The sequence below is a fragment of the Duganella sp. P38 genome (assembly GCF_050859475.1).
In the GTDB taxonomy this organism is placed as follows: domain Bacteria; phylum Pseudomonadota; class Gammaproteobacteria; order Burkholderiales; family Burkholderiaceae_D; genus Rugamonas.
In genome coordinates, this window is record NZ_CP193936.1 from 3406155 (window position 1) to 3431848 (window position 25694).

Sequence of the window (25694 nt, forward strand, 5' to 3'; positions counted from 1 at the left end):
TGCCTTGCCGGACCCGTCCAGGCAAGCGGCGCGTAGTCGCGCCTTCTTCGCCGGACCGGCTGCGGGGCGCCATGCGCACGCCGATCAGGGCGGCGTAGCGCCGTGGCGGCGCGCCAGTCTTTGCAGCTCGCCGCTCTTCTTCTTCTCCGCCAGCAGCTGGTCCATCTGCGCCGCCAGCCCGCTGTAGCGCGGCGCCAGCGGATAGGTGAAGTACGCGTGCATCACCTCGATCAGCGGCGCCAGCGCGGTCACCCGGTCTTCGAGTCCAAGCGCCTTGATCACCGGTTCGGTGTCGCGCCGGTTGGAGGCAAACAGCTCGACATGGCCGCGCGCCAGCATCTTCAAGCCGTTTTCCACCGAATTCGTCACGCTGATGAGCAATTGCGGCGCGGCCTGCGTGAACGCCGGGCCGTAAGCCCAGCCATTGATCACCGCGATGCGGCGCCCTGCGAGCAGCGCATAGTCGCCCTGCCATGCGGGCAACGCATCGGCGCGGGCATAGAACGCCACGTCGTCACGGAAAAAGTCCTGCTGGCTGTAACGCATGACGCGCTGGCGCTCGGCCGTTTTGTACGCGGCCGCCAGCATGTCCGCCTGGCCGCCGGCGACCACTTCCAGCGCGCGGCGCCATGGATAGATCTGGAAACGGACGTGGTAGCCGTGGCGTTGCGCCAGCAGCCGTATCAGCTCCACCGCCATGCCGGCGAATTCGCCGTTGGCGTTGCGTTCAAAGATGCCTTCGTTGCGGGTGCCGGCCGCCACCAGCTCGCGCACGGGCGGCTGGCGCGCCAATGAAAACAGCGGCAGAGCGCTCAGCGCCATGCCGCCCAAGCCTGTCAAACAAAGTCGACGTGCTTTCCGCAAGCGGGCCTCCCTCGCCGGAAATCCGGCCTCCTGCGGTTCATTCTAGCGCGGATTAGCCGATGATGCGCAAAGAATAATCGGTCGCGCGCACATCCTTGGTCAGGCTGCCGATCGAGATGCGGTCGACGCCCGTTTCGGCGATCGCGCGCACGGTGTCGAAGTTGATGCCGCCCGACGCCTCCAGCAGCGCGCGGCCGGCGTTGACCGCCACCGCTTCACGCATCATGGCGGTGCTGAAGTTATCCAGCAGGACCGAAACGGCACCGGCGTCCAGCGCCTGCCTCAGCTCATCGAGCGACTCCACCTCGACCTGGATCGTGACGCCCTTGTTGAGCGCTTTCGCCGCCAGCACCGCATTGGTGATGCCGCCGGCCGCGGCGATGTGGTTTTCCTTGATCAGAATGCCGTCGTACAGCGCCAGGCGCTGATTCCTGCCGCCGCCGACACGCACTGCGTACTTCTGCGCCAGGCGCAGTCCCGGCAGGGTCTTGCGGGTGTCGAGGATGGCGGCGCGGGTGCCGGCGATAACGTCCACATACTTGCGCGTGGCCGTGGCCACGCCGGACAGCAGCTGCAGGAAATTCAGCGCGCCGCGTTCGGCTGTCAGCAGCGCGCGCGCCGGGCCTTCGATGGTGCAGACCACGCTGTCGGCCGTCATCATGTCGCCTTCGGCGTACTGCCAGTCGATTTCAATCCCGGCCTGCATGCAGTTCATGATGCCTTCGAACCACGGCGCGCCGCACAGCACCGCGTCCTCGCGCACGATCACGCGCGCCTTGGCGCGGCCGCCTTCCGGCACCAGCAGGCCGGTCAGGTCGCCGCTGCCAACATCCTCCAGCAATGCCGACAGCAGGTTGGCCTCGAAGGCCGATTTCAGCGCGTCGTCGAACGGCGCGAACTTGTTGATCAAAGTGCTCATGCAGGACCGATTCCCGAAAACAGTTTAGCTTCTTGCGCCAGATCCGGGCCTGGCAGCACCTTGGCCTTCCTGGCCGCCGCGAAGTCCAGCATGCGGGTGATCGAGGTCACCGCCTGCTTGCCGATTTCGGCGTCGACGAAGACTTCGTTGGCCGCGCTGATGGCCGGGCTGTCGATATTTTCCAGCAGGCTGGCCAGGTTCTGCAGGCCGTTCATCGCCATCCACGGGCAATGCGCGCAGCTCTTGCAGGTGGCGCTGTTGCCGGCCGTCGGCGCGACGATGAAGCGCTTGGTCGGCGCGGCCGCCTGCATCTTGTGCAGGATGCCGTTGTCGGTGGCGACGATGAAGGTATCGGCGTCCGACTCGACGGCGGCGTTGATGATCTGCGTGGTCGAGCCGACGACATCGGCCAGCGCCACCACATTGGCCGGCGACTCCGGGTGCACCAGCACCTTGGCGTCCGGGTACTGCGCCTTCAGCAGGTCCAGCTCAACGCCCTTGAACTCATCGTGCACCAGGCAGGAGCCCTGCCACAGCAGCATGTCGGCGCCGGTCTGCTTCTGGATGTAGGAACCGAGGTGCTTGTCCGGCGCCCACAGGATCTTCTTGCCCTGCTGGTGCAGGTGCCTGACGATATCGAGGCCGATCGACGACGTCACCATCCAGTCGGCGCGCGCCTTGACGGCGGCGCTGGTGTTGGCGTACACCACCACCGTGCGGTCCGGGTGCTGGTCGCAGAAGGCGGTGAATTCGTCGGCCGGGCAGCCCAGGTCCAGCGAACAGGTGGCGTCCAGGTCCGGCATCAGGATGCGCTTTTCCGGGCTCAGGATCTTGGCCGTTTCGCCCATGAAGCGCACGCCGGCCACGATCAGCGTGGTGGCCGGATGATCCCGGCCGAAGCGCGCCATCTCCAGCGAATCGGACACACAGCCGCCGGTTTCCTCGGCCAGGTCCTGCAGGTCGGCGTCGACGTAGTAGTGCGACACCAGCACCGCCTGCTTTTCCTTCAGGAGGCGCTTGATACGTTGCTTGAGTTCCGCGCGCTCGGCGGCGCTCGGCGTTGCTGGCGTGCGCGCCCACGCATGGGCTACGCAGCTGGCGCCGTCTTGCGGATGTTCATACTCGACGGGTTTGATCTCGATGGCTTGCATAGTGTGTTAGTCGATGCCTTGGCTGGACAGGTAGTCTTCGTAGCCGCCGCGGAAATCGACGACTTCATTTTCTTTGATCTCGATGATGCGGTTGGCCAGCGACGACACGAACTCGCGGTCGTGCGACACGAAGATCAGCGTGCCGGCGTATTTGTCCAGCGCGATGTTCAGCGACTCGATCGATTCCATGTCCATGTGGTTGGTTGGCTCGTCCAGCAGCAGCACGTTGTGACGGCCCAGCATCAGCTTGCCGTACATCATGCGGCCCTTCTCGCCGCCCGACAGCACCGTGACCGACTTCTTCACCTCGTCGCCGCCGAACAGCAGGCGGCCCAGGATCGAGCGCACGGCCTGGTCGTCGTCGCCTTCCTTGGTCCACTTGCCCATCCAGTCGGTCAGCGTGATCTCCTTGGCGAAATCTTCGGTCGGGTCCTGCGGCATGTAGCCGACGTTGGCGTTTTCCGCCCATTTGACGGTGCCGTGGTCCGCGCTCAGGCCGGTGATCTCCTCGCCGCCGATGCAGCGCAGCAGCGTGGTCTTGCCGGCGCCGTTGGCGCCGATGATGGCGATGCGCTCGCCCGCTTCGACCATGATGCTGAAGTTGTTGAACAGCGTGCGGTCGTATTTTTTGCTCAGGCCCTCGGTCTCCACCGCCAGGCGGTGCAGCTTCTTCTCGCCCTCGAAGCGCACGAACGGATAGGCGCGCGACGACGGCTTGATGTCCTCGACCTTGATCTTGTCGATCATCTTGGCGCGCGACGTGGCCTGGCGGGCCTTGGACTTGTTGGCCGAGAAGCGGCGCACGAAGTCCTGCAGCTCGGCGACCTTCTCTTTCGCCTTGGCGTTGTTGGCCAGCTGCTGGTTGCGGGCCTGGGTCGACGCCAGCATGTAGTCATCGTAATTGCCCGGATAGATCTTCAGCGTGCCGTAGTCCATATCGGCCACGTGGGTGCACACCTGGTTCAGGAAGTGGCGATCGTGGGAGATGATGATCATGGTGGAGTTGCGCTCGTTGAGCACATCTTCCAGCCAGCGGATGGTGTTGATGTCGAGGTTATTGGTCGGCTCGTCGAGCAGCAGGATGTCCGGATTCGAGAACAGCGCCTGCGCCAGCAACACGCGCAGCTTCCAGCCCGGCGACACGGCGCTCATCGGGCCCTGGTGCAGGTCGATGGCGATGCCCACGCCCAGCAGCAGCTCGCCGGCGCGCGACTCGGCGGTGTAGCCGTCGTACTCGGAGACTTTACCTTCCAGGTCGGCGGCGCGCATGTAGTCGTCGTCGGTGGCATCCGGATTGGCGTAGATGGCGTCGCGTTCGGACATGGCGGCCCACATCTCGGTGTGGCCCATCATGACCACGTCGAGCACGCGCATCTCTTCATAAGCAAACTGGTCCTGACGCAGCTTGCCCAGGCGCTCGTTCACATCCAGCATCACATTGCCAGCCGACGGCTCCAGATCGCCGCCGAGGATTTTCATGAACGTGGACTTGCCGCAACCGTTGGCGCCGATCAGGCCATAACGGTTGCCATCGCCGAACTTGACGGAGATGTTTTCAAACAGCGGCTTGGCGCCGAATTGCATCGTGATGTTTGCTGTAGAGAGCATTGTAGATTTGGACTTTTCTGAATTAAATCATGCCATTAGGCGGAAACGCAGCATTATACAGCACCCATCACAAACCACTGTATAGCACCGTAAAAATGAGCGATTGATCAGCGGTGTATTTTAAGCGATCAATAACGCGGCTAGTGATGAACGAGCGCCAACTGCTTCCCTGCCGCCCGCGTGTGCCTGCCCGTCGGATCGGCCTCAATTCTTCGCTTTAACAGGAAAGATTGGTATCATGGCAGCCTTCGGCTAAATGCTACCTTGCGAGACACGTTGTATTTTGCATAGGGCCAGTCTCAACTCCAGTGTTTTAACATAACTAAAATTCGAAAGCATGACGTCTCGACATCGTTCCCCGCATTTAGACGGACTGCGTGGCATCGCCGCTGTGGCTGTGGCCCTGCTTCACTTTTTGCGCTCTTTCGATAACACGCAGCTAGGGCCGAGTTAACAGCCTCAACTATTCTCCGTTCAGCGCGTTCTGGAACGGACATTTTGCGGTATCGATATTCTTCACGATGAGTGGCTTCCTGTTCTTTCGGAAGTTTTTCGGCGCTGAGGGAACCGCCTGCGTTAGAGCAGCGGTAAAGCGGTATTTTCGGCTTTCGGTTCCTATTCTGGCACTGTCGCTGATCGCTTTCTTGCTGCACCTGGGCGGCTATATGCAGAACGCCGAGGCAGCCGCCATCAGTGGCTCGGATTGGCTCGTGAAGTGGTACCGCTTCTCGCCGGATATCGGCTTGGCGATTGGTGAACCGATGTACTCGGGATACGTTCACTTTGATGCCGCCCGCTCCTATAACACCAATCTCTGGACAATTTCCTACGAGCTATTCGCCGTCTTTGCCGTCATAGCGCTGGCGTGGCTTTGCGGAAGAGTTAAGCTCGCAGCACAGATAGCCTTGGCCATCGCTGCAGTTGTATTGTCCTTCGGCACCCATTATTGCGAGTTCTTTCTGGGCGCCCTTCTGGCGCTGGGACTTCAGTTACGGACAAGCGACATCACGCTGCCGGCCGCCCTGTCAGTTGTAATCATTGCCCTGACGGCGGCGCGCTTGCACCAAGGCCCTGTACCCCATGCGGTGGTAGTGAATATTATTTACCCAATTGCCAGTATGGCGGTAATTTTTGCCGTCGAGAAAAGTGCTGCGATGCGAAGCTGGCTTTCCACCAAGTGGCTCATGTGGCTGGGCCGGATCTCGTTCGGGGTGTACCTGGTTCATTTCATTGTTTTGAGTTCAGGCGCTTCTGCCGTATGGCTCGCCTCCAGCTCCGTCACGCTCACCTTTGCCGCGTACGCGATTATGACGATGCTGGGAGCGATATTGTTCTTCGCCGCTATCGACCGGCCGTGGCTGGCACTCCTTGACCTCGTCTTTGATGGCCGACGTCGATTGCGGCAAACGAATCCTGCTGCCAAGCCCGTGCAGCAATAATTATGGGCGGCCATTGGCGGCATCACCAAGCGGCGATGGCGCCCGTCTGACGGCGCCCGCTAATGGGCGTGGTCCGATGAATGCCAAGGCGCCGGATCGCCCCGATCTTGCACATTAATCTAGGATGTCACTATTTCTTCGTGATCAGTCACTAGAATCTTTGTGCGGTAAGTGACAAGATAGTGTATGTCCGACATTTACCGAAGCCAATTCCGTATGCCGCTAGCCCTCTTCGAAAGATTGAAGGCTGAAGCCGGCAAATCCAAGCGTAGCGCGAACGCCGAACTGGTGGCCCGTCTCGAACGGAGTCTGGCGGACAGCTCGAACGAGATCGATCTGCGCATCCTGTTTGAGACGCTGGAGCGGCTCTCCCTGCGCAATCCAGCGATGCGTTACAGCTTCGGCGTTAACCTCGGAGGCAAGCTCGATGAGCGTCCGGCGGAAATCGTCGGCGGCAAGTGGGTGCTGGAACCGGAGCCGGGTGACGCGCTGGCCAACTTTGTGGCCGAGCAGAGCTCGCAGGCGGTGCGCACGGCGAAGGCAAAAGACTAAGGGTGCCCGCAGCTGCCCGCGCGGATCAGGCGCGATCATGGCGCCGTCGCGACAGCGCGCCTACCATCCCCAGACCAGCCAACAACAGGCCATAAGTCGCCGGCTCCGGCACGGCGCTGGTAATGTCCGTGACAGTCAGCGTGTACTGCGCGGAACCGCCATCGAGGTGCAGCAGCGCAAAAGTGCCAAGCCTGAAGAACGGCGTGCTGGCGTCGCCTGTGTACAACACCGGCCCGGCCGCATCGAATACGCGGTCATTGTTTAGCAAATTCAGAATGCCGAACGCACCGCCTTGGCTGTCATCGTAAAAAGTCAGCGCGTGAGCCGTACCGGAAATCGTCGTCTCGACCGTGAAGCCGGACGGTCCCGACGTGCTGGGCGTCGGACGGGGGTCCAGCACCCACTGTGCAGCATAATCCCCGGACAGCGTAAATTGATAGAGCGCCGCGCTAGCCGCGCCGGTCCACAGGAGAGCGAACAGCATCGCTCCGCATCGCACAAGCCGTTGCACTTTCGCCTTCATGTAGCCCTCCCAGAATTACGCCGGCGTTATCCGAGACAACAAATTCATGCTATCGTAAAATTAAATTTTCGGCATCTCAAACACACAATCTTTACATCTTGTGTCTCTTTCCCGCCCTTTCGCATTGAGGGCGACTGACGGGCCGCAGCGGCGCCAACTGTCGTTATAATCCTGCCACGAGGGCGCCCACTCGAAGGCGCCCGTTATTGGGAAAAGTTCGATGAAAGCTTTGCTTGTTTTACTGGCAGTATCGGGTTCCGCGCTGGCCGATGACGCCGATCTGCTGCGATGCCGCGCCATCGCCGATGTCGCTGCGCGCGTGGCGTGCTACGACGCGATTCCGCTCGCCGTCAAGACGGCCGCGCCTGCCGTGAAGGCCGCGCCTGAGGCCAAAGCCGCGCCGCAGCCGGCCAGCTTCGGCCTGACCGCCAGGCAGATGCGCAAGGCGGACGAACCCGACTTCATCGAGTCGTCGCTGCTCGGGCGCATCGACGGCTGGGGCCCGACCACGCAATTCCGCCTGGCAAACGGCCAGGTCTGGCGCGTGGCCGACGACAGCTCGGGTTCGCTCATCGAGCGCGAGAACCCGAAAGTCAAGGTCACCCGCAACGCGCTCGGCACGCTGTTCCTGGAAATCGAAGGCAGCAAGCAGGCGCCGCGCGTGCGCCGGCTGCAATAATCACAGCGTCGGGTAGTCGCTGACCGTCAGGTCGAAGCCGCGCGCGTCCGACTTCAGATGCGCCATGCCGCCATATGGCAGCGTGGCGCGCTCCTTGATATGGCCGAACGGCAGCCCGGTCAGGACCGGTATCGGCAGCCGCTCGCGCAGATAGGCAAGCATGGCCTCGAAATCATAGCCATTGTCCATGGGGCCGAGCTTGTAGCCGGAGAAATCGCCCAGCACCAGCGCCTGCTGGCCATCGAATGCGCCGGCGTAAAACAATTGCAGCACCATGCGCTCGACCCGGTACGGATGCTCGCTGATATCCTCGATGAAGCAGATGCCGCCCTCCAGCGCCTGGAAATACGGCGTGCCGAGCAGGCTGACCAGCATCGCCAGATTGCCGCCCCAGAGCTTGCCCCGCACCTCAACCGGCGGATTGTCCGACCCACCCTCCGCCACCGCGCCGCACACCGCATGGACCGGGCCGCGCAGGCAGTCCCAGAACTGCCGCAGCGTATATTCGACCGGCTCGGGACGAATGAAGTCGTCGCACATCATCGGCCCGGCAAAGCTGATGCGGCCGGTCTGCCGGTGCAGCGCCATCTGGAAGGCGGTGAAATCGCTGTAGCCGACGAACAGCTTGCCGCTATCGGCCATCTTGTTGAAATCGATCTGCGGCAGCAGGCGCGACATGCCATACGAACCACGCAGCGCCACCACCACCTGCACTTGCGGATCGGCGGCGGCGGCGTTCAGTTGCGCCAGCCGCCATTCGTCGGTGCCGCCGAAGCGCTGGAAGCGTTTATCGTCGTCGTAGTAGTTGTGGACCAGGAAGCCCTGCTGTTCCAGGCGCCGTACGCCTTGCAGCAAGGCGTCGTTGTCCGGCGCGCGGCCGCTGGGCGCCGCGATGGCGATGCCGATTTTCGAAGTGCTCAAAATATCTCAGTCATGGTGGGTGCCGCTGCCCGCCCGATGCTGGGTCAGCGGAGGAAGTTGCGCCGTCATATTACCGCGCAGGTGCTGGTCCAGCAAGGCAAGCAGGCGCTCGATCAGCTGCGCCGGCAAATCGTGACCCATGCCCTCGATGATGTGCAGCCGCGCGCCGGGGATGGCCTGCGCCGTGTCGATGCCGCAGGCGACCGGCACCAGCGGATCGGCGGCGCCGTGGATTACCAGCGCCGGGCAGCGGATCCGCCGCAACAGCGGCGTGCGGTCGCCGCTGGCGACGATGGCCACCAGCTGCCGCGCGATGCCGTCGGGGCTGACGCTGCGTTCCAGCGCCCGTTCGACCGATGCGCGCAGCGTGCGCTCCGGCGTCGGAAACGACGGGCTGCCGATCACACGGAAGGTGGCGACGCCGCGTTCGACCACCTCGGCGCGGTGCGCCGGCTGCGGCGGCGCTTGCATTAGCGCGGCGCGCGCGGCCGGCGTCGGTCCCGGCAGGCCACGGCGGCCGCTGCTGGACATGATCGAGGTCAGGCTCAAGATCCGGCCGGCAAAGCGCGCGGCGAAAATCTGCGCGATCATGCCGCCCATCGACACGCCGATCACGTGCGCCCTGCCGACGCCCAGCGCGTCGAGCAGGCCGAGCGCATCGTCGGCCATGTCGTTCAGCGTATAGCCGGCGTCCTGCTTCCAGCCCACCAGCGATTTCAGGTAGGCCCACAACAGATTGGGTTTCTTGTGATGATGGAGCTTGCTCGACAGGCCGACGTCGCGGTTGTCGTAGCGGATGACGTAATAGCCCTGCTCGACCAGGCCGTCGACCAGGTCCTGCGGCCAGGCGATCAGCTGCATGCCCAGCCCCATGATCAGCAACACCGGCGGGTCAAGCGGACTGCCGCTGGTTTCATAGGCAATCGTGATGCCGTTTGCATGCGCGGTGGCCAAGTCACTCTCCTCAATCCCAGTCAAGACCCTGGTTCGAGGATACCACTTTTACTCCTGGCTGGCGCGCCTGGCTGCGGCTGCCGCGGCGCGGCGGGCGGCGAAGAAATTTTTCAGCATGGCGCCGCACTCGTCGGCCAGCACGCCGCCTTCGATTTCGGTGTGGTGATTCAGTTGCTCCTGCTCGAACAGGTTGACCACCGAGCCGCAGGCGCCGGTTTTCGGGTCGGCGGCGCCGTACACCACCTTGGCCAGGCGCGCATGCATCATCGCCCCGGAACACATGACGCACGGTTCCAGCGTCACGTACAGCTCGCAGCCGGGCAGCCGGTAGTTGCCCAATTTTTCAGCAGCCGCCCGCAGCGCGACGATTTCCGCGTGCGCGGTCGGATCATGCCTGCCGATCGGCTGGTTGCAACCGACGGCAATCACCTCGCCATCCCTGACGACCACGGCGCCTACCGGCACCTCGCCAAGGTTCCACGCCTGTTGCGCCTGTTCCAGCGCCAGGCGCATGTAGGCGTCAGACGCCATCGGTGATTTCAGCCCAGCAATTCGGCGTTTCGTGCAGCACCAGCTTGTGCAGGTGCAGGCCGGTGCCGTAGCGGTCCTTGTAGGCCGCCTTGAGGATGCCGAACGCCACGTGCGCCAGGTTTTCCACGGTCGGGATGCGATCGATCACCACGGTTTTATGGTTCGGCAGCGTGGCCAGGAACTCACGCACCGCGTCGTCTTTTTCGTAGACGATGAAGGCGTGGTCCCAGACGTCGACCAGGTGTTCCTTGGCCAGCGCCTTGATGTCGGAAAAGTCCATGATCATGCCGTTGTCCGAATTGCCTTCGACATCGATGATGTTGCCGGTCAGCGTGATTTCCAGCGTATAGCGGTGGCCGTGCAGATTGCGGCACTGGCTTTTGTGGTCGGGAATACGGTGGCCGGCGTCGAATTCCAGCTTGCGGGTGATGGTTAACATTTAAGGTATCTGTAAAAGTTTATGGGTTTGCAAGCTCAGCTTCCACTTCGGGTTGCGCTTGCAGGTCTCGATGGCCAGCTTGATGTTGAACTCGGCCAACGGGCCGTCCATGGCCTGCACGAAGAAATTCTCGAAATCCAGCTGTTCGTAGACGGACAGGTCCTGATTGGCCTGCGGCACCACCACCTTGATCTCGCTGCCGCGCTTGACCACCAGCTCGGAACCCATTTTCGGGCTGACGCAGATCCAGTCCACGCCTTCCGGCACCGGCAGCGTGCCGTTGGTTTCGATGGCAATGGTAAAGCCGACCGCATGCATGGCGTCGATCAACGGCTTATCCAGCTGCAACAGCGGCTCGCCGCCGGTGAACACCACATACTTGCTGGCGGTGTAAGTTTCCGGCCACAACGCATTGATCGTGGCGGCCAGCTCTTCGGGCGACTTGAACTTGCCGCCGCCCTCGCCATCGGTGCCGACAAAGTCGGTGTCGCAGAACTGGCACACGGCGCTGGCGCGGTCGCTTTCGCGGCCGGTCCACAGGTTGCAGCCCGAGAAGCGGCAGAACACGGCCGGCCGGCCGGCATGGGCGCCCTCGCCTTGCAACGTGTAGAAAATCTCTTTGATGCTGTAAGTCACGATAGTTCCTGATAGGACAACCCTCAATTATATCTCACCGCCCAGTTTTCCGAAAAGCAGCAATGAAAGTTGACTTTTCACAATGCTTCCTCAAAGCATGACCGCTAAGGTAGCTGTGGAGCCATCCTGGGAGGAACACCGTGAGTTATGCGCCGCCCCTGCTTGAAATCGATGTCGTCTGCGCCAGCGCCTGCGTGCTGGCAGGCGCCGCCTGCCTGCTGCTGTGGTGGCGCCAATGCCTGCGCAGCCAGCGCGCGCTGGGCGAGGCGCGCCGCCAGATTGCCCGCCTGGCGGCCAGCCAGCAATCGCTGCGCGACGCCGACCGCCGCCGCATCGCGCGCGACCTTCATGACGACCTCGGCCAGCATTTGCTGGCGCTCGGCATGGATGCAGCAGCGTTGGCCACCCGGTATCCGGCGCTGCGCGCGCCGCTGGTGCAACAGGAGCAGCGGGTGCAGCAGGCAACGCGCGCCTTGCGTGCCATTGTCCACGATTTGCACGCGGAAGCGCTGGAATCGGGCTTGCAGGGGGCGCTGCAACAACAGTTGGCGCAGTTTTCCCGCCTCAGCGGCATTCGCTGCCGGCTCGACGCCGCGCCGGAGGCGTTTGCCGCCACGCCCACCGGCGGCGTCGACAGCGTGGTCTATCGCGTGCTGCAGGAATCGCTCAGCAATATCGTGCGCCATGCGCAAGCATCCGAAGTCTGCGTCGGCCTGTGCCGGCAGCCGCACAGCCTGGACCTGACGGTGCGCGACAACGGCGTCGGCCTGCCGCAGGCGGCGGCCGGCGGCAGGCGCGGCCACGGCCTGCGCGGCATTGCCGAACGTGTCGCCGAGGCCGGCGGACGCTTCGACATTGCCAGCGCGCCCGGCGCCGGCACGGCGCTGACCATGTCCTTCCCCATTCCATCGTAACGACCAGGGCGCCCTCATGACAGGAACACAAAACATCCAGCACGTAATGGAATTCTCGCAAACGGATCAACAACACGGCTTTGCGCTCAGGATGATGGAGCTGCTGGTGATCCCCACCTTCGTCATCGACACCCACGGCCGCGTCATCATCTGGAACCGCGCCTGCGAACGGCTGACCGGCACGGCGGCGTGGGAAGTGCTGGGCACGGCGGATCACTGGAAGAGTTTTTATCAGGAAAAACGGCCGACGCTGGCCGATCTGGTGATCCAGGGCCGCAGCGCCGAGCTGCACCGGCTGTACCGCCAATACGCGCGGCGCAGCGAGGCCGACGACCATCTGGGCGCCGAGAACTGGTGCGACATGCCGCGCGTGGGCCGGCGCCGCTACCTGGCGGCCGACGCCAGCCCGATCTTTGACAGCGAGGGCAAGCTGGTGGCCGTGGTGGAAACGCTGCGCGACGTGACCGATGAAAAGCGTGCGCAGGTGGCGCTGGAACAGCTGGCCACGCGCGACGGCCTGACCGGCCTGGCCAACCGCCGCTGTTTCGACGACACGCTGGGCGCCGAGTGGCAGCGCGCGCTGCGCAACCAGCAGCCCTTGTCGCTGTTGATGGTGGATGTCGACAATTTCAAGCAGTACAACGATGCCTACGGCCATCTGGGCGGCGACGAGTGCCTGCAGCGCATCGCCGGCGCGGTGTCCAGCGAAATGCGCGCCAACGACCTGGTGGCGCGCTACGGCGGCGAGGAGTTTGCGGTGATACTGCCCAACCAGTCGCTCAAGGGCGCTGCCATCGTGGCCGAGCGCATCCGCTGCCGGGTGGAGCAACTGCGCTTGCCTAACATCGGCAGCAAGGAGCACCTGGTCACGGTGAGCATCGGCGCGGCGACCGCGCTGGCTTCGCCCGAAACCGACGCCAGCCAGCTGGTGGCGACGGCCGACTCGGCGCTGTACCGCGCCAAGCACATGGGCCGCAACCGCATCAGCCTGCCGGACACCGATTAGGCGTCAGGCAAACGGATTGCTGACGGTGGTGATCGCCGGCGGCGGCAGTTCCTTCGGCAATTGCCGGGCCGCCAGCGTTGCCACCACGTCGCCGAGCAGCTGGTGCAGCGCGCGCGCGTCGGCCAGGCCGGCCTGGTCGGCCGTCAGGTCGATATCGCCGGCGATGGTGATGCGGTCCAGCCGGTTCTCGATGGTCAGGCCGCCGATATGCAGCACGGCCGACTCGTTCTGGTAAGGGATGAACTTGCTCATTTTTTATCCTTGCGTTGTCTTACGTTCGGCAGCCGCAGCATCTGTTGCTTTTGCGCCGGCGTCAGCGAGGGCAGCAGGTTGATGCCGATCTTGTCTTCCAGTTGCGCCACGCTCAGCGTTTCGTACTGCGCGTCGCCCCGGTTGGCGATGAAGAAGGCGCCGCCGGCGCGCTGGCGCGGGCTGTACACCAGTTTATACAAATGGGTGGGCACCAGCACATTGCCCACCTTGCGCAAATCGCTGCCGAGAAAGGCCGGCCCGGTAATGACATACAGATCGCCCTCCTTTTGCGCCATCTTGCGCACCACGCCTTCGATGCCGGCCCAGATATGGCGGTTCACCTCGGCGTCCTGCGGCACCATATTGGCCAACGTGAAGCTTTCGTGCTGGGCGGCGCGGTCCGGCATGTCGCCGTTTGGCGCCATGTGGCCGCGGTCGTAGCCGCTGCGGGCGTAGTCGGCCAGTTCGGCGCGCGCCGACGACGGCAGCCGCGACTCCGGATGGAAGGAATTTTCACGCGACAGGTTCCTGGCGGCGGCGATATTCTCCGCGGTCAGGTGTTCCGCCGACCACAGCGGCGTGCGGGTGATTCCCGAATGCATCACGCCGAACACGCCATAGCACAGCTCGGTAGTGGCGGCGCTCATCCTGGCATTGCGAATTTCCGGCAGGCGGCCGTCGACGTAGTGGGCCGGGCATTCGCCGGCAGCGGCGAGGCTGACGGCAAGCAGGCCGCCTGCCAGCGTGGCGGCGGCCACGGCACGTTGAATCAAATACATAATTTCCTGAGGCTCATAAAATGTCGCCGCATTCTAGCGGAGCCACCGGCAAACAAAAAGGGCCGGCATTCTATCGAACGCCGGCCCTCTTCAACATCCAGCCCTACCAAGGCTATGTTTTTGCATTTCAATTGCAATAACAATTGTTGTCATTATACCTCGTTTGCCGGGCCGTCCGCAAGCAGCAGCGTTTCGACTTCCGCGCGCACCTGCGCCATGCTGTCCACCACCCGCCAGGCGCCGGCAAAGTCGTGGTGGCGCGTCAGTGCGTTGCGCAGGATGATGCAGCGGAGGCCGGCCGCCGTGGCCGCCTGCAAGCCGCGCGGCGAGTCCTCGATCACCAGCGCCTCGTCGGCGCGCACGCCGAGGCGTTGCAGGCCGAGCAGGTACGGCTCCGGCGATGGCTTGCTGCACGTGTAGGATTCATGCGTCAGCACGAACTCGAAATGCCGGCGCAGGTCCAGCCGGGCGTGGATGATGTCGAAATGCTCGGCGTTGGAACTGGTGACCACGCCCATGCGCAGGCGCGGCGCCAGCGCCGCCAGCACGTCGGCCGCGCCGTCGATGGCGGGAATATGCGCGGACGCCAGGCGCGCGGCGTAATGCGCATTGCGCGCGCCGCGCTCGGCCGCGATCGCCTCCGCGCTCAGCGGCGGTTGCAGCAGATGCCAGGCGCCGCAATTATCGGCCAGATACCAGTCGAAGAAATGCTGTGCGCTGAGCTCCAGGCCCAGTGGCCGGAACAGCTCCCGGTTGGCCTCGTAAAACAGCTGTTCGGTATCGACCAGCACACCGTCGTTATCCCACAAAATCGCCCGCAGCATACTCCGCATTCCTTGTAAAGAACGGCGCGCCGACTGTGGCATTGCCGCTGCCCGCATTGTACCTTCCGGTGGGCTGTGACATACTCGGAACCACCGCAGACCACCCATCGCAACATGGCCGTTTTTGCAACGCTACCGCGCAGTCTCCAATTTCGTATGACCGGCGTGGTTGTCATGCTGGTGCTCACCGCCACCCTGATCGTCACGCTGGTCGCGCTGTTGCTGGCCGAGCGCGATATGAAAAACGTCATCGGCGACCAGCAATACGCCCTGCTCGCCTCGGCCGCGGCGCAGGTCGATGCGCAGCTGGCCTCACACAAGGTGCTGCTGGCCAGCCTGGCCGACACCATGCCGCCCGACGCCGCCGACGACCCGGCGCTGATGCAGGCCTTCGTCGACCGCCATCCTGCGGCGCGCGGGGAGTTCCTCCACCTGCACCTGTTTTCGCCGCAAGGCACGCTGCTCAACACCGGGCCCGATCGCGCGGCCGCCGCGCTGTCGCTCAACCCGCGCGTGCGCGCCTTCCTGGAAAACGCGCTGGCCGCCGGCAAGACCGTGGTTTCGCCGCCGTATCGAAGCACTGAAACCGGCCTGCCGTCGATCATGATCCTGCAACCGGTGCGCGACGCGCAGGACCGCGCAGTCATGCTGCTCGGCGGCAGCATTGACCTCAGCAGCACCGACTTCCTCGACCGCATCGCCGCGCAAAAGCCAGGCGACACCGGCTTCATATTCATCATGACGCGCGACGGCACGCTGCTGCACCATCCAGATGCCAGGCGGCTGCTGGACAATGTGAACGCGCGGCCCGGCCACGACCGCGCCACCGAGATGGCCTTGCGCGGCTTCGAGGGCTGGACCGAGGCGGCCAACCGCGACGGCGGCAAGGACATCTACGCCTACCGGCAACTGCAACAGGCCGACTGGATCATCGGCGCCCGCTTCCCGGTCGACGAGGCGTTCGCGCCGATGATACGCATGCGCCAGCACGCCATGCTGGCGGCGGCCATTTTCGCCGCCATCGCCGGGCTGGTGGCGTGGCGCGCGGTGCGCGACCTGCTCAAGCCACTCGGGCGGCTGCACCGCAACATCAACGACATCCGCGCCGGCAAGGCCGACATCGGCGTGCTGCAACTGCGCGGCAGCGACGAAATCGGCGAGTTGAGCACCGCCTTCCATGAACTGATGGCCGAGCGCGAGCTGGCGCAAAAAGCCACGCGCGACAGCGAATCGCTCATCAGCAGCATCCTCGAACGCGCGCCCGACCCTTTCGTCAGCTGCGAGCACAGCGGCATCGTCACCAAGTGGAACGCCGCTGCCGAACGCACCTTCGGCTACACCCGCGACGAGGCGGTCGGCCGCGACATCGCCGAGCTGATTGTGCCGCCGGCGCAGCGCGGAGCGCACCGCAGCGGCATGATGAACTTCGCCCTCGGCGGCGGCGGGCCGATGGTCAATGCGCGGGTGCGCATGTCGGCGATGCACAAGGATGGCCGCGAGATCCCGGTCGAGCTGTCGGTCGGCGCGCTGCGCCACGACGGCGCCTACTACGCCACCGCCTTCCTGCACGATATTACGGAACGGGTGCTGTACGAGCAGCAGATCGCCGCCAGCGAGAAGCGCCTGCGCACCGTGGCCGACAGCATGCCGGCGCTGATCGCCTACATCGACCGCGACCTGCGCTACCGCTTCACCAACGAGCATTTCCGCGCCCTGCTCGGGCATGACCCGCGCGCCATGCTGGGCAAGACGCTGCACGAAGTGCTGGGCGCAGAATTCGCCGACAGCCTGGCCTATCACGGCGAGGCCGCGCTGCGCGGCCAGCGCGTGCACTACGAGCGCGAAGGCGTGCACAAAGGCGTCAAGCGGCAGATGATGGGCGACCTGGTGCCCGACATCGGCGCCGACGGCACGGTGGCCGGCTTCTACATGATGGCGCTCGACATCACCGAGCGCAAAAACGCCGAGTTGCGGCAGGCCGCCAGCGAGCAGCGCCTCAAGCTCCTGACCGACAACCTGCCGGCGCTGATCGCCTACCTGGACCGCGAACGCAAATTCCAGTTCCTCAACGCGACCTTCCAGCACTGGTTCGGCGTCGACCCGCGCCGGCTGATCGGCCGCCACGCCTCCGAAGGCATCGGCCCGGATCATTACTACACGGCCGAGCCGCATCTGGACCGCGCCTATCGCGGCGAGATGGTCACCTACGAACTGAAGACGCGCATCGGCGACAGCCTGCATACGCTGGAAACCACCTTCGTGCCCGATGTCGGAGAAGACGGCGAGGTAGTGGGCCTGTATTCGCTGACGCATGACACCACCCACGTCAAGGAAATCGAGGCGCGGCTCAAGCAACTGGCGCGCATCGACAACCTGACCGGCATCGCCAATCGCCTGATGTTCGAGGAAATTCTGCAACTGGCGATCGTGCGCGCGCGGCGCAGCCGCAAGGCGATGGCGCTGGCCTACCTGGATATCGACCACTTCAAGGACATCAACGATACGCGCGGCCACGGCGCCGGCGACCTGGTGCTGAAGGAATTCGCGGCGCGCCTGATCGGCAGCGTGCGCGCCTCGGACACGGTGGCGCGGCTGGCCGGCGACGAATTCGTCATCGTCTTCGAGCAGGTGGCCAACGCCGGCGAGGCGGCGCGGCTGGCCGCCAAGATCGTCGAGGCGGTGCGCAAGCCGTTCACGCTTGAAGGCGCGCCGCGCCACGTCACCACCAGCGTCGGCGTGGCGCTGCACGAGGGCGGCGACGAGCCGCCGACCGAACTGCTGGCGCGCGCCGATTCGGCGCTGTACCAGGCCAAGCGCAATGGCCGCGACGGTTACGCCATCGCCGCCGGGGCGCAGGCTCAGGATCAGGCTTAGGCGGGAACGCCGCTGGCCAGCGGATTGGCGAGCGGCTCGGCCACGCGGTGCAGCAGGTTGCGGTCGCGGTGGTGGAACTCTTCTTCGCCGCGCAGCAGCATGACCGTGTCTTCCTCGTAGCCCCAGGTGCCGTCGTCGTTGATGGTGACCTTGATGCGGTACTCGGTGGTCTTGAAGCCGAATTCCAGGAAGGGATTGGAACGGATGCCGTAGGTGTCGGACTCCAGCCGCGCCACCAGCTCGAACTCCCTGGCGTCCGGCTCCACCACCGCCGACGCCATGGCGATCTGGCCGCGCGGGATGCCCAGCGTCTGGATCACGGTTTTGGTCTTCGGCTCCCACAGCCAGTAGCCCACCTGCTCGTGGTAGGTCTTGACGTTATCCGGCTTGTTGACGATGATCAGGTAGCGCAGGCCGTAGAACAGCTGCGGGCCGTTGGTCACCGGATCGATCGGATACAGCTCGATGCGCTCGACGTAGGCCTGCTTGCGGGCGCCGTCGGCCTTCGGCTTGATATCGAGGCCGCGCTCACCTTTCCAGATGCCGGCCATCGGCGCCAGCGGGCCAAGGTTGTTGAGGGTATTGACATCGATCGGATGCGGTTCGGTGTAGATATCGTTGGAAAACTCGGTCATGCCTGGTCCTGTGATTGGGGTGGCGTATTATAGCGGCGGTAGCAGCGCCATTTCCATCCGTGATATTCTTCGCCCTCGTAATTAGCAGGAGCGCGCACATGCCGTCACTAAATCAATATTTCAAGCTCCCAGAGCACGGCACAACCGTCCGTACCGAAGTCGTCGCGGGGTTCACCACGTTCCTGACGATGGCCTACATCATCTTCGTCAACCCGGCCATTCTGGGCGACGCCGGCGTGCCCAAGGATGCGGTGTTCGTCGCCACCTGCCTGGCCGCCGCGCTGGGCACCATCATCATGGGCGTGTACGCCAACTACCCGATCGGCATGGCGCCGGGCATGGGCCTGAACGCCTACTTCGCCTACGCCGTGGTGCTGGGCATGGGCGTGCCGTGGCAGACCGCCCTGGGCGCGGTGTTCATTTCCGGCTGCCTGTTCATCATCGTCAGCCTGTTCAAGATACGCGAGCATATCGTCAACGGCATCCCGCATTCGCTGCGGGTGGCCATCACCGTGGGCCTGGGCCTGTTCCTGGCGCTGATCGCCATGAAGAGCGCCGGCCTGGTGGTGGCCAATCCGGAAACGCTGGTGCGCGTCGGCGACGTGCACAACCCGCACACCATCATGGCCATCTTCGGCTTCCTGCTGATCGTCACGCTGGACCGCCTGAAGGTGCCGGGCGCGCTGTTGATCGGCATTGTCGCCGTCACGGTGCTGAGCTTCTTCTTTGGCGGGAATACCTTCCACGGCTTCGTCTCGCTGCCGCCGTCGATCGCGCCGACGCTGTTCCAGCTGGACCTCAGCGGCGCCGTGCATATGGGCTTGTTCAACGTGGTGCTGGTGTTCTTCCTGGTCGAACTGTTCGACGCCACCGGCACGCTGATGGGCGTGGCCTCGCGCGCGGGCCTGCTGGTCAACGGCCGCATGGAGCGCCTGAACAAGGCGCTGCTGGCCGATAGCACCGCCATTGTCGCCGGCTCCGTGCTGGGCACGTCCAGCACCACCGCCTACCTGGAAAGCGCCGCCGGCGTGCAGGCCGGCGGCCGCACCGGCCTGACCGCGCTGGTGGTGGCGGTGCTGTTCCTGGCCGCGCTGTTCTTCGCGCCGATCGCCGGCGTGGTGCCGGCCTACGCCACCGCGCCGGCGCTGCTGTTCGTCGCCTGCCTGATGCTGCGCGACCTGATCGACGTCGACTGGAGCGACACCACCGAGAGCGTGCCGGCGGCCATTACCGCGCTGGTGATTCCGTTCACCTACTCCATCGCCCACGGCATCGCCTTCGGCTTCATCACCTACGCCGGCCTGAAGCTGCTGACCGGCCAGGCGCGCCAGGTCAGGCCGGTGGTGTGGATCATCGCCATCGTCTTCCTCGTTAAATACGCCTACGTCGCCTGACGCAGGCGGTTATCGACCACCAGGGTCGGCATTTCGCGGATAGGCAGGATGCCGATCAGGTTGTGCAGCCGCATGCGGCACAGCGTCAGAATATCCTCCTCCGGCGCCGCCAGCCGGACCTGTACCTCCATCCCGTACGGCGTGGCCGTGGTGCGCAGGCTGCGCAATTCAATATCGAGCCGTCGCACCACCTGCAAAACCGCCTCCAGCGTGGCAATCGGCGCATCCGGCTCGATGCAAAAACGGTAGCTTCTTTGTGTGGTATCCATGCCACCAGCATAGCCAGAAATGCCAAAAATAGGCTTCCTGAATATATGCCGTTTTGCCGTTTTACTTAGCAGGATATCCTGCCGCATGTAGAATATACGGAATATTTTTCTTGGATGCCTATGGAAATTGATGAAATGGACCGCCGCATCCTGCGCGAACTGCGCAACGACGGCCGCCTGAGCAACACCAAGCTGGCGGAAAAAGTTGGCCTCTCCACCACGCCGTGCTGGAACCGCGTGCGCGCGCTGGAGGAAGGCGGCATGATCGAGGGCTATACCGCGCTCCTCAGCCAGAATGCGCTCGGCTATCCGGACACCGTCATCATCGAAGTGACGCTGGACCGCCACGACGACGACATCTTCGACAAGTTCGGGGCGGCGCTGGCAGGCCTGCCGGAAGTGATGGAAGCTTATCTGCTGACCGGCGACTATGATTACCTGATCAAGGTGGCGGTGGCCGGTACCGCCGGCTACGAAGAATTCCTGCGCAAGAAGCTCTACAAGCTGCCAGGACTGAAACACAGCCGTTCCACCTTCGTGCTGCGCTGCCTGAAGCGCACCCATTCGGTCGAACCATGACTTTGTACGCTTGCGTACAGATAGCACGGAAGAAAAAGTTCATTCTCAAGCTTCATCCCAACAGGAGAAGACAATGAACAACACCATCAAGCTCGCCGTCGCCGCAGCCGCCATGGGCTTCGCTTCGCAGGCGGCGCTGGCACAAATCACATTCTATGAAGGCGACGGCTGGCGCGGCCGCGCATACAGCGCCAACGGCCAGGTGCGCGACCTGGCGCGCGTCGGCTACAACGACCGCGCTTCCTCCGTGGTGGTCGACCGCGGCCGATGGGAAGTGTGCGAAGACGCCAACTTCCACGGCCGCTGCGTCGTGCTGCGCAAAGGCAGCTACGACTCGCTGCGCGGCATGGGCCTGAATAACCGCGTCTCGTCGGTGCGCCCGATCAAGGCGCGCGACCGCTATGAAAACGAAGCGCCGCCGCCGGTCGCCCAGCCGACCTACGAATGGCGCCGCCGCCCGAGCGAGCGTATCGTCCAGGTGCCGGTGGCCAACGTGCGCGCCGTGGTGGGTACGCCCGAGCGCCGCTGCTGGGTCGAGCGCCAGCAAGTGAGCGAGCCTTCGCGCCCTAACGCCGGCGGCGTGATCGCCGGCGCGCTGATCGGCGGCATCCTCGGCCACCAGGTCGGCGGCGGCAGCGGACGGGATATCGCCACTGCCGGCGGCGCCATCGCCGGTGCGGCGGTCGGCAACAACGTCGCCAACCGCAACAACACCTACACGCGCGACGTGCAGCGCTGCGAAAACGTCAGCAATCCGCAGCCCGAATACTGGGACGTCAGCTATGACTATCGCGGCGTGCGCCATCACGTGCAAATGAGCACGCCACCGGGCAACAGCATCGCCGTCAACGCCAAAACCGGCGAGCCGCGCATGTAAGCCCGGATGCTTGCGGCGGCGGATTGCCTCATGTACAATTAATGAGAATAATTCCCATTCTCAAAACATGACCGCCGCCGCAACGCACCCGCATTTCACCGCCCTCTACAGCGACCATCACAGTTGGCTCCACCGCTGGCTTAGCGTCAGGCTGGGGAATGCCAGCGATGCCGCCGACCTGGCGCAAGACACCTTCACCCGCATCCTCGGCCGCGCCGACCTGACCGGCGTGCACGAGCCGCGCGCCTTCCTTACTACCGTTGCCAAGGGTGTACTGGTCAACTGGTATCAACGCCAGGCGCTGGAGCGCGCGTACCTGGAGGCGCTGGCCGCCCTGCCCGAGCCGACCGCCATCTCGCCGGAACAGCGCATGCTGGTGCTGGAGACGCTGCACGAAATCGACGCCATGCTGGACGCGCTGCCGCCCAAGGTGCGCCAGGCCTTCCTGATGGCGCAACTCGATGGCATGGCCTACGCCGACATCGCGCGGCAGCTGGACCTGTCGCTCATCACCATCAAGCGCTATATGAAGCAGGCTTTCCTGCGATGCCTGCTGGCGATGGAGGACGCCCGGTGACGGCCAGCGTGTCGCCCAAGGCGCTGGAACAGGCGGCCGAGTGGCTGGTGCGCCTGCAGGACGGCGCCAGCAGCGCCGACCATGCCGCCTGCGAAGCGTGGCGCAGCAGCGATCCGCAACACGCGTTGGCATGGGAGCGCGCCGAGCGCCTGCTGGGCAAACTCGGCGCGCTGCCGCCGGAACTGGCGATGCCGGTATTGAGCCGCGCGCCGGACCGTGCGCGCCGCAGCGCCGTCACGCGCATCGTGGCGCTGATGCTGACCGTGCCCGCAAGCTGGGCCGGCTGGCGCTATGCGCAGTCGCAGCCGTGGTCCGGCGAGTTGCACACCGCCGTCGGCGAGCATCGCACAACGACGCTGGCCGACGGCACCACCGTCACCCTCAACACCGCCAGCGCGATCGACGTGCGCTTTACCGAAACCGAGCGCCGCATCGTGCTGCGCAACGGCGAAATCCTGGTGCGCAGCAGCCGGCAGGCGGATGCGCGGCCGCTGCGCGTGGCCACCGCCGAGGGCACGATGCAGCCGCTGGGCACCGTGTTCAATGTCCGCCGCCACGAATGCAGCACCGGTCTGGCGGTGCTGGAAGGCGCGGTGCGCATTACCCCCGCCAACGCAGGCGGCGCCGCACAGGTCATCGATGCCGGCAGCCAGACGCGCTTCAACGCCAGCCACATCGCCCCGGTGCGCGCCGCCGATCCGGCCATGACCGCTTGGACCACCGGCATGCTGCTGGCCGACCAGATGCGCCTCGACGAACTGGTGGGCGAGCTGTCGCGCTACCGTGGCGGCCTGGTACGGGTCGACCCGGCCGTGGCGGGGCTGCGCGTCTCGGGCGCCTTCCCCATCAGCGACAGCGAGCGCACGCTGGACATGCTGATTTCCACTTACCCGGTGGACGCCGTGCAGCGCCCGCGCGGCTACTGGATCACGCTGATTCCGCGCGGCTAAAAATATTTTCGCATTGTGCTGATACTTTTTGAATCCTGGCTGGCATACAGGCAGAAACCCTCCATCCGCCACCGAAAGGAAGTAACCGGAATGTCTGCCCAACGCCCCAACCCGTCCGAGCGCCGCCTTGCGCGCGCCGTTCGCATCGCCGTCTTCAGCATGACGCTGGCAGCCGGCCACGCCGCCGTCCCGGCGATCGCCGCCGAAGCGCCGGCCGCCGCCCAGCAAACGTACCAGTTGCCGGCAGGGCCGTTGGGACGCACGCTGTCCAGCGTGGCGGTGGGGGCAGGAGTGCCGCTGTCCTTCGATCCCGCGCTGACGGCGGGCCTGAGCAGCCCTGCCCTGCAGGGCAGCTACACCCGCGCGCGGCGCTGGAACGCCTGCTCGAAGGCAGCGGCCTGGCTTTGGTGGCGCGCACCGATGGCACGCTGACGCTGCAAAAGCAGGCCGCGGCGCCCAGCCACAGCGCCGCAACGGCAACGCCTGCCGCTGCGACTACGCTGGCTCAGGTGGAAGTCCGTGGTATGGCCGACGGCTCCCCTGGGCAGGCGCGCAGCACCGGCGCCACCGGGCTAGAACTGTCGGTGCGCGAGACGCCGCAAGCGGTCAGCGTCATGAACCGCCAGCGCATCGAAGACCAGCGTCTTGAAAACCTGCAGGACGTGGTCGGGCAGACCACCGGCATCACGCTGGAACACTCGTCGTCCAGCCGGGAAACCGACGTGATGTACTCGCGCGGCTTCGCCATCGATACCTATATGTTCGACGGCATCCCGACCACCAAGCTGGTGGAACCGGCCGGCTTCGACGCCAGCATCTACGAACGCGTGGAAGTGGTGCGCGGCGCAGCGGGGCTGATGGGCGGCAACGGCAGCCCCGCCGCCGCCGTCAACCTGGTGCGCAAGCGCCCGACGCGCGAGCTGCATGCGGAAGCCGAACTGCAGGCGGGCCGCTGGGACAAGTACCGCGCGCAGGCCGACGTATCGGCGCCGCTGAGCGAAGATAAGCATGTGCGCGGCCGCGTGGTGGTGGCGCAGCAGAACGCCAATTCCTATATCGACCGCTATCATCAGGACAAGGATCTTTTCTACGGCATCGTGGAAGCGGACCTCGGCGCATCGACGTTGTTGAGCGCGGGCTTCAGCTACCAGAACGAAAAGCTCGACGGCGCCAGCCGCATTTTCGTCTCGTACTACAGCGACGGCACCAAGACTTCCTTCCCGCGCTCGATCAACAGCGCTTCCAGCTCCACCTACTACAACCGCAAGCAAAGCCTGGGCTTCGCCACGCTGGAACATGACTTCGGCAATGAGTGGACCGGCAAGATCGCGCTGAACTACGCCGCCAACCAGTATGACGCGGTACAAGGCTATGCCGCACGCGGTTCACTGGACCGCCTGACCGGCGCCGGCCTGTCGCTGTGGCAGACCAAGTGGAACAGCAAGCCGGAGCAGCTAACCATCGACGCCTTCGCCAGCGGCCCGTTCCAGGCCTTCGGCCGCAAGCACGAGCTGGTGGCCGGCATCAGCGCTTCGGACATGAAGAACACCGGCCCAAGCTATCCGGCTTGGGTGCTGCCGGGTTACGACGCCACGGTGCCCAACTTCTACACATGGAATGGCAATTCGCCGACGCCGAACTACGTCGGCACCATCAGCGGCAGCTACACCGAGAAGGAAAAGCAGCTGGCCGGCTATGGCTCGCTGCGCCTGCGTCCGAGCGACGACCTGTCGCTGATTCTCGGCACGCGCATCGCCAACTGGCAGCGCAACACCGAGAGCGTGACCTGGGGCGCGCCGACCATTTCCGACGAGCTGAAAACCACCGGCAAGGCGACGCCATACGCCGGCGTGGTCTACACCATGAATCCGCAATGGTCGGCCTACGCCAGCTACACCGGCATCTTCCTGCCGCAGACCTACCGCGACCGCAACAACCGCGTGATCGATCCGCTGGAAGGCAAGAACGCCGAAGTCGGCATCAAGGGCGACCTGCTGGATGGACTGCTCAGCACCAGCATCTCGCTGTTCCGCATGCGCCAGGACAATCTGGCAGAGATGGACGCCGACCAGCTGGTGCTGCCGGACGGCTCCACCGCTTACCACACGATCAAGGGGGCGACCGCCAAGGGCTTCGAGGTCGAGGTGTCCGGCCAGATCCAGCGCGGCTGGCAGCTGACCGCCGGCTACGCGCACTCACGCATCGAAGACCCGCAAGGCAAGCGCCTGCAAACCAGCCAGCCGCTGAACAACTTCAAGCTGTGGACCAGCTATGATCTCGAACAGCTGCGCCTCGGCGGCGGCATCAACTGGCAGGGCGACATTTATCAGGAAGGCGTGGGGCCGAACGGCGAGCGCTTCACGCAGCACAGCTACGCCCTGCTCTCGCTGATGGCGCGCTACCGCATCAACAAGCAGCTGTCGGCCACCGTCAACGTCAACAACGCGCTGGACAAGAACTACTACGCCAATGGCTATGGCAACTTCTACGGCGACCCGCGCAATGTGCAGGTATCGTTGAACTACCGCTTCCGCTAAGCTGACCCGGG

26 protein-coding genes and 2 pseudogenes are annotated in these 25694 nt (G+C 64.5%); 13 read left to right on the forward strand and 15 right to left on the reverse strand.

Annotation, left to right across the window (positions count from 1 at the left end):
* Positions 1-84: 84 nt before the first annotated feature.
* The 4 genes from ACRQ5J_RS15815 to ACRQ5J_RS15830 form a co-directional block, all read right to left on the reverse strand.
* Complete coding sequence (locus ACRQ5J_RS15815) at positions 85-822, reverse strand: substrate-binding periplasmic protein (protein ID WP_432377881.1); 738 nt, start codon at positions 820-822, stop codon at positions 85-87.
* Between the two features lie 94 nt (positions 823-916).
* On the reverse strand, positions 917-1783 hold the full coding sequence (gene nadC / locus ACRQ5J_RS15820; protein ID WP_432377882.1) for a carboxylating nicotinate-nucleotide diphosphorylase: 867 nt from the start codon (positions 1781-1783) through the stop codon (positions 917-919).
* A complete protein-coding gene (gene nadA, locus ACRQ5J_RS15825) occupies positions 1780-2934 on the reverse strand; it encodes a quinolinate synthase NadA (protein WP_432377884.1) in 1155 nt (384 codons plus the stop codon). The genes nadC and nadA overlap by 4 nt, the downstream gene beginning before the upstream one ends.
* 6 nt (positions 2935-2940) lie before the next feature.
* Complete coding sequence (locus ACRQ5J_RS15830) at positions 2941-4542, reverse strand: ABC-F family ATPase (RefSeq protein WP_432377886.1); 1602 nt, start codon at positions 4540-4542, stop codon at positions 2941-2943.
* A gap of 500 nt (positions 4543-5042) precedes the next feature.
* Here ACRQ5J_RS15830 and ACRQ5J_RS15835 point away from each other — a divergent pair.
* Together ACRQ5J_RS15835 and ACRQ5J_RS15840 are read left to right on the forward strand one after the other, a co-directional pair.
* Positions 5043-5981: pseudogene (locus tag ACRQ5J_RS15835) on the forward strand (acyltransferase family protein); the annotation flags it as partial.
* A 186-nt stretch (positions 5982-6167) separates the two neighbouring features.
* A complete protein-coding gene (locus ACRQ5J_RS15840) occupies positions 6168-6533 on the forward strand; it encodes an Arc family DNA-binding protein (RefSeq protein WP_432377888.1) in 366 nt (121 codons plus the stop codon).
* Positions 6534-6558: 25 nt separating this feature from the next.
* On the opposite strand, the pseudogene ACRQ5J_RS15845 reads toward ACRQ5J_RS15840, so the two are convergent.
* A pseudogene (locus ACRQ5J_RS15845) lies at positions 6559-6657 on the reverse strand (PEP-CTERM sorting domain-containing protein); the annotation flags it as partial.
* 619 nt (positions 6658-7276) lie between these two features.
* Here ACRQ5J_RS15845 and ACRQ5J_RS15850 point away from each other — a divergent pair.
* Complete coding sequence (locus ACRQ5J_RS15850) at positions 7277-7735, forward strand: hypothetical protein (protein ID WP_432377890.1); 459 nt, start codon at positions 7277-7279, stop codon at positions 7733-7735.
* Here ACRQ5J_RS15850 and ldcA read toward each other — a convergent pair whose 3' ends face one another.
* The 5 genes from ldcA to queE are packed head-to-tail and all read right to left on the reverse strand — an operon-like array spanning position 7736 to position 11216.
* Positions 7736-8656 carry a muramoyltetrapeptide carboxypeptidase gene (gene ldcA / locus ACRQ5J_RS15855; RefSeq protein WP_432377892.1) on the reverse strand — a complete coding sequence of 307 codons (921 nt, stop codon included), beginning with the start codon at positions 8654-8656 and terminating at the stop codon, positions 7736-7738.
* 6 nt (positions 8657-8662) lie between these two features.
* Positions 8663-9610 (reverse strand): alpha/beta fold hydrolase, encoded by a 948-nt coding sequence (locus ACRQ5J_RS15860; RefSeq protein ID WP_432377893.1) that lies wholly within the window; start codon positions 9608-9610, stop codon positions 8663-8665.
* 48 nt (positions 9611-9658) lie between these two features.
* Positions 9659-10141 (reverse strand): tRNA adenosine(34) deaminase TadA, encoded by a 483-nt coding sequence (gene tadA, locus ACRQ5J_RS15865; protein WP_432377894.1) that lies wholly within the window; start codon positions 10139-10141, stop codon positions 9659-9661.
* Positions 10131-10580, reverse strand: a complete 450-nt coding sequence (gene queD / locus ACRQ5J_RS15870) for a 6-carboxytetrahydropterin synthase QueD (RefSeq protein ID WP_432377896.1) — start codon at positions 10578-10580, stop codon at positions 10131-10133. Before queD ends, tadA begins: the two co-directional genes overlap by 11 nt.
* A complete protein-coding gene (queE, locus tag ACRQ5J_RS15875) occupies positions 10581-11216 on the reverse strand; it encodes a 7-carboxy-7-deazaguanine synthase (RefSeq protein ID WP_432377898.1) in 636 nt (211 codons plus the stop codon).
* A gap of 140 nt (positions 11217-11356) precedes the next feature.
* Here queE and ACRQ5J_RS15880 point away from each other — a divergent pair, with 140 nt between their 5' ends.
* The gene (locus tag ACRQ5J_RS15880) at positions 11357-12130 is read left to right on the forward strand and encodes a sensor histidine kinase (RefSeq protein WP_432377900.1); all 774 of its coding nucleotides are present in this window, start codon (positions 11357-11359) and stop codon (positions 12128-12130) included.
* 46 nt (positions 12131-12176) lie between these two features.
* On the forward strand, positions 12177-13136 hold the full coding sequence (locus ACRQ5J_RS15885) for a sensor domain-containing diguanylate cyclase (protein WP_432377902.1): 960 nt from the start codon (positions 12177-12179) through the stop codon (positions 13134-13136).
* Positions 13137-13139: 3 nt separating this feature from the next.
* Here the strand turns inward: ACRQ5J_RS15885 and ACRQ5J_RS15890 are convergent, their stop codons facing one another.
* The 3 genes from ACRQ5J_RS15890 to ACRQ5J_RS15900 all read right to left on the reverse strand — a co-directional run bounded on the left by ACRQ5J_RS15890 (position 13140) and on the right by ACRQ5J_RS15900 (position 14991).
* The gene (locus tag ACRQ5J_RS15890) at positions 13140-13388 is read right to left on the reverse strand and encodes a hypothetical protein (RefSeq protein WP_432377904.1); all 249 of its coding nucleotides are present in this window, start codon (positions 13386-13388) and stop codon (positions 13140-13142) included.
* Entirely contained in the window at positions 13385-14167 is a 783-nt protein-coding gene (locus tag ACRQ5J_RS15895) for a DNA/RNA non-specific endonuclease (protein WP_432377906.1), read from the reverse strand. Before ACRQ5J_RS15895 ends, ACRQ5J_RS15890 begins: the two co-directional genes overlap by 4 nt.
* Positions 14168-14319: 152 nt before the next feature.
* The gene (locus ACRQ5J_RS15900; RefSeq protein ID WP_432377908.1) at positions 14320-14991 is read right to left on the reverse strand and encodes an HAD family hydrolase; all 672 of its coding nucleotides are present in this window, start codon (positions 14989-14991) and stop codon (positions 14320-14322) included.
* A gap of 174 nt (positions 14992-15165) precedes the next feature.
* Here ACRQ5J_RS15900 and ACRQ5J_RS15905 point away from each other — a divergent pair, with 174 nt between their 5' ends.
* Positions 15166-17865 (forward strand): PAS domain S-box protein, encoded by a 2700-nt coding sequence (locus tag ACRQ5J_RS15905; protein ID WP_432377910.1) that lies wholly within the window; start codon positions 15166-15168, stop codon positions 17863-17865.
* Here the strand turns inward: ACRQ5J_RS15905 and ACRQ5J_RS15910 are convergent.
* Complete coding sequence (locus ACRQ5J_RS15910) at positions 17862-18500, reverse strand: FABP family protein (protein WP_432377912.1); 639 nt, start codon at positions 18498-18500, stop codon at positions 17862-17864. The two genes, ACRQ5J_RS15905 and ACRQ5J_RS15910, sit on opposite strands and share 4 nt — an antisense overlap.
* 98 nt (positions 18501-18598) lie before the next feature.
* Here ACRQ5J_RS15910 and ACRQ5J_RS15915 point away from each other — a divergent pair, with 98 nt between their 5' ends.
* Complete coding sequence (locus tag ACRQ5J_RS15915) at positions 18599-19894, forward strand: NCS2 family permease (protein ID WP_432377914.1); 1296 nt, start codon at positions 18599-18601, stop codon at positions 19892-19894.
* Here the strand turns inward: ACRQ5J_RS15915 and ACRQ5J_RS15920 are convergent.
* Complete coding sequence (locus ACRQ5J_RS15920) at positions 19882-20163, reverse strand: hypothetical protein (protein WP_432377916.1); 282 nt, start codon at positions 20161-20163, stop codon at positions 19882-19884. The genes ACRQ5J_RS15915 and ACRQ5J_RS15920 overlap by 13 nt on opposite strands.
* A 120-nt stretch (positions 20164-20283) precedes the next feature.
* Between ACRQ5J_RS15920 and ACRQ5J_RS15925 the strand changes: the two genes are divergently transcribed.
* From ACRQ5J_RS15925 to ACRQ5J_RS15950, 6 genes are all read left to right on the forward strand, one after another.
* Complete coding sequence (locus ACRQ5J_RS15925; RefSeq protein WP_432377918.1) at positions 20284-20742, forward strand: Lrp/AsnC family transcriptional regulator; 459 nt, start codon at positions 20284-20286, stop codon at positions 20740-20742.
* A gap of 73 nt (positions 20743-20815) precedes the next feature.
* Positions 20816-21619, forward strand: a complete 804-nt coding sequence (locus ACRQ5J_RS15930) for a beta/gamma crystallin-related protein (protein WP_432377920.1) — start codon at positions 20816-20818, stop codon at positions 21617-21619.
* Between the two features lie 67 nt (positions 21620-21686).
* Entirely contained in the window at positions 21687-22196 is a 510-nt protein-coding gene (locus ACRQ5J_RS15935) for a sigma-70 family RNA polymerase sigma factor (RefSeq protein ID WP_432377922.1), read from the forward strand.
* A complete protein-coding gene (locus ACRQ5J_RS15940) occupies positions 22193-23146 on the forward strand; it encodes a FecR domain-containing protein (protein ID WP_432377924.1) in 954 nt (317 codons plus the stop codon). The genes ACRQ5J_RS15935 and ACRQ5J_RS15940 overlap by 4 nt, the downstream gene beginning before the upstream one ends.
* 90 nt (positions 23147-23236) lie before the next feature.
* On the forward strand, positions 23237-23578 hold the full coding sequence (locus tag ACRQ5J_RS15945; RefSeq protein WP_432377926.1) for a hypothetical protein: 342 nt from the start codon (positions 23237-23239) through the stop codon (positions 23576-23578).
* On the forward strand, positions 23554-25683 hold the full coding sequence (locus tag ACRQ5J_RS15950; RefSeq protein WP_432377928.1) for a TonB-dependent siderophore receptor: 2130 nt from the start codon (positions 23554-23556) through the stop codon (positions 25681-25683). Before ACRQ5J_RS15945 ends, ACRQ5J_RS15950 begins: the two co-directional genes overlap by 25 nt.
* Positions 25684-25694: the final 11 nt, after the last annotated feature.

What these genes read in the sequence shown, in the direction of transcription:
- ACRQ5J_RS15815 (WP_432377881.1), bottom strand. Translation starts at nt 822, where the DNA reads ATGGCGCTGAGCGCTCTGCCGCTGTTTTCATTGGCGCGCCAGCCGCCC.
- nadC (WP_432377882.1), bottom strand. Translation starts at nt 1,783, where the DNA reads ATGAGCACTTTGATCAACAAGTTCGCGCCGTTCGACGACGCGCTGAAA.
- nadA (WP_432377884.1), bottom strand. Translation starts at nt 2,934, where the DNA reads ATGCAAGCCATCGAGATCAAACCCGTCGAGTATGAACATCCGCAAGAC.
- ACRQ5J_RS15830 (WP_432377886.1), bottom strand. Translation starts at nt 4,542, where the DNA reads ATGCTCTCTACAGCAAACATCACGATGCAATTCGGCGCCAAGCCGCTG.
- ACRQ5J_RS15840 (WP_432377888.1), top strand. Translation starts at nt 6,168, where the DNA reads ATGTCCGACATTTACCGAAGCCAATTCCGTATGCCGCTAGCCCTCTTC.
- ACRQ5J_RS15850 (WP_432377890.1), top strand. Translation starts at nt 7,277, where the DNA reads ATGAAAGCTTTGCTTGTTTTACTGGCAGTATCGGGTTCCGCGCTGGCC.
- tadA (WP_432377894.1), bottom strand. Translation starts at nt 10,141, where the DNA reads ATGGCGTCTGACGCCTACATGCGCCTGGCGCTGGAACAGGCGCAACAG.
- queD (WP_432377896.1), bottom strand. Translation starts at nt 10,580, where the DNA reads ATGTTAACCATCACCCGCAAGCTGGAATTCGACGCCGGCCACCGTATT.
- ACRQ5J_RS15885 (WP_432377902.1), top strand. Translation starts at nt 12,177, where the DNA reads ATGGAATTCTCGCAAACGGATCAACAACACGGCTTTGCGCTCAGGATG.
- ACRQ5J_RS15890 (WP_432377904.1), bottom strand. Translation starts at nt 13,388, where the DNA reads ATGAGCAAGTTCATCCCTTACCAGAACGAGTCGGCCGTGCTGCATATC.
- ACRQ5J_RS15895 (WP_432377906.1), bottom strand. Translation starts at nt 14,167, where the DNA reads ATGTATTTGATTCAACGTGCCGTGGCCGCCGCCACGCTGGCAGGCGGC.
- ACRQ5J_RS15900 (WP_432377908.1), bottom strand. Translation starts at nt 14,991, where the DNA reads ATGCTGCGGGCGATTTTGTGGGATAACGACGGTGTGCTGGTCGATACC.
- ACRQ5J_RS15905 (WP_432377910.1), top strand. Translation starts at nt 15,166, where the DNA reads ATGCTGGTGCTCACCGCCACCCTGATCGTCACGCTGGTCGCGCTGTTG.
- ACRQ5J_RS15910 (WP_432377912.1), bottom strand. Translation starts at nt 18,500, where the DNA reads ATGACCGAGTTTTCCAACGATATCTACACCGAACCGCATCCGATCGAT.
- ACRQ5J_RS15915 (WP_432377914.1), top strand. Translation starts at nt 18,599, where the DNA reads ATGCCGTCACTAAATCAATATTTCAAGCTCCCAGAGCACGGCACAACC.
- ACRQ5J_RS15920 (WP_432377916.1), bottom strand. Translation starts at nt 20,163, where the DNA reads ATGGATACCACACAAAGAAGCTACCGTTTTTGCATCGAGCCGGATGCG.
- ACRQ5J_RS15925 (WP_432377918.1), top strand. Translation starts at nt 20,284, where the DNA reads ATGGAAATTGATGAAATGGACCGCCGCATCCTGCGCGAACTGCGCAAC.
- ACRQ5J_RS15930 (WP_432377920.1), top strand. Translation starts at nt 20,816, where the DNA reads ATGAACAACACCATCAAGCTCGCCGTCGCCGCAGCCGCCATGGGCTTC.
- ACRQ5J_RS15935 (WP_432377922.1), top strand. Translation starts at nt 21,687, where the DNA reads ATGACCGCCGCCGCAACGCACCCGCATTTCACCGCCCTCTACAGCGAC.
- ACRQ5J_RS15945 (WP_432377926.1), top strand. Translation starts at nt 23,237, where the DNA reads ATGTCTGCCCAACGCCCCAACCCGTCCGAGCGCCGCCTTGCGCGCGCC.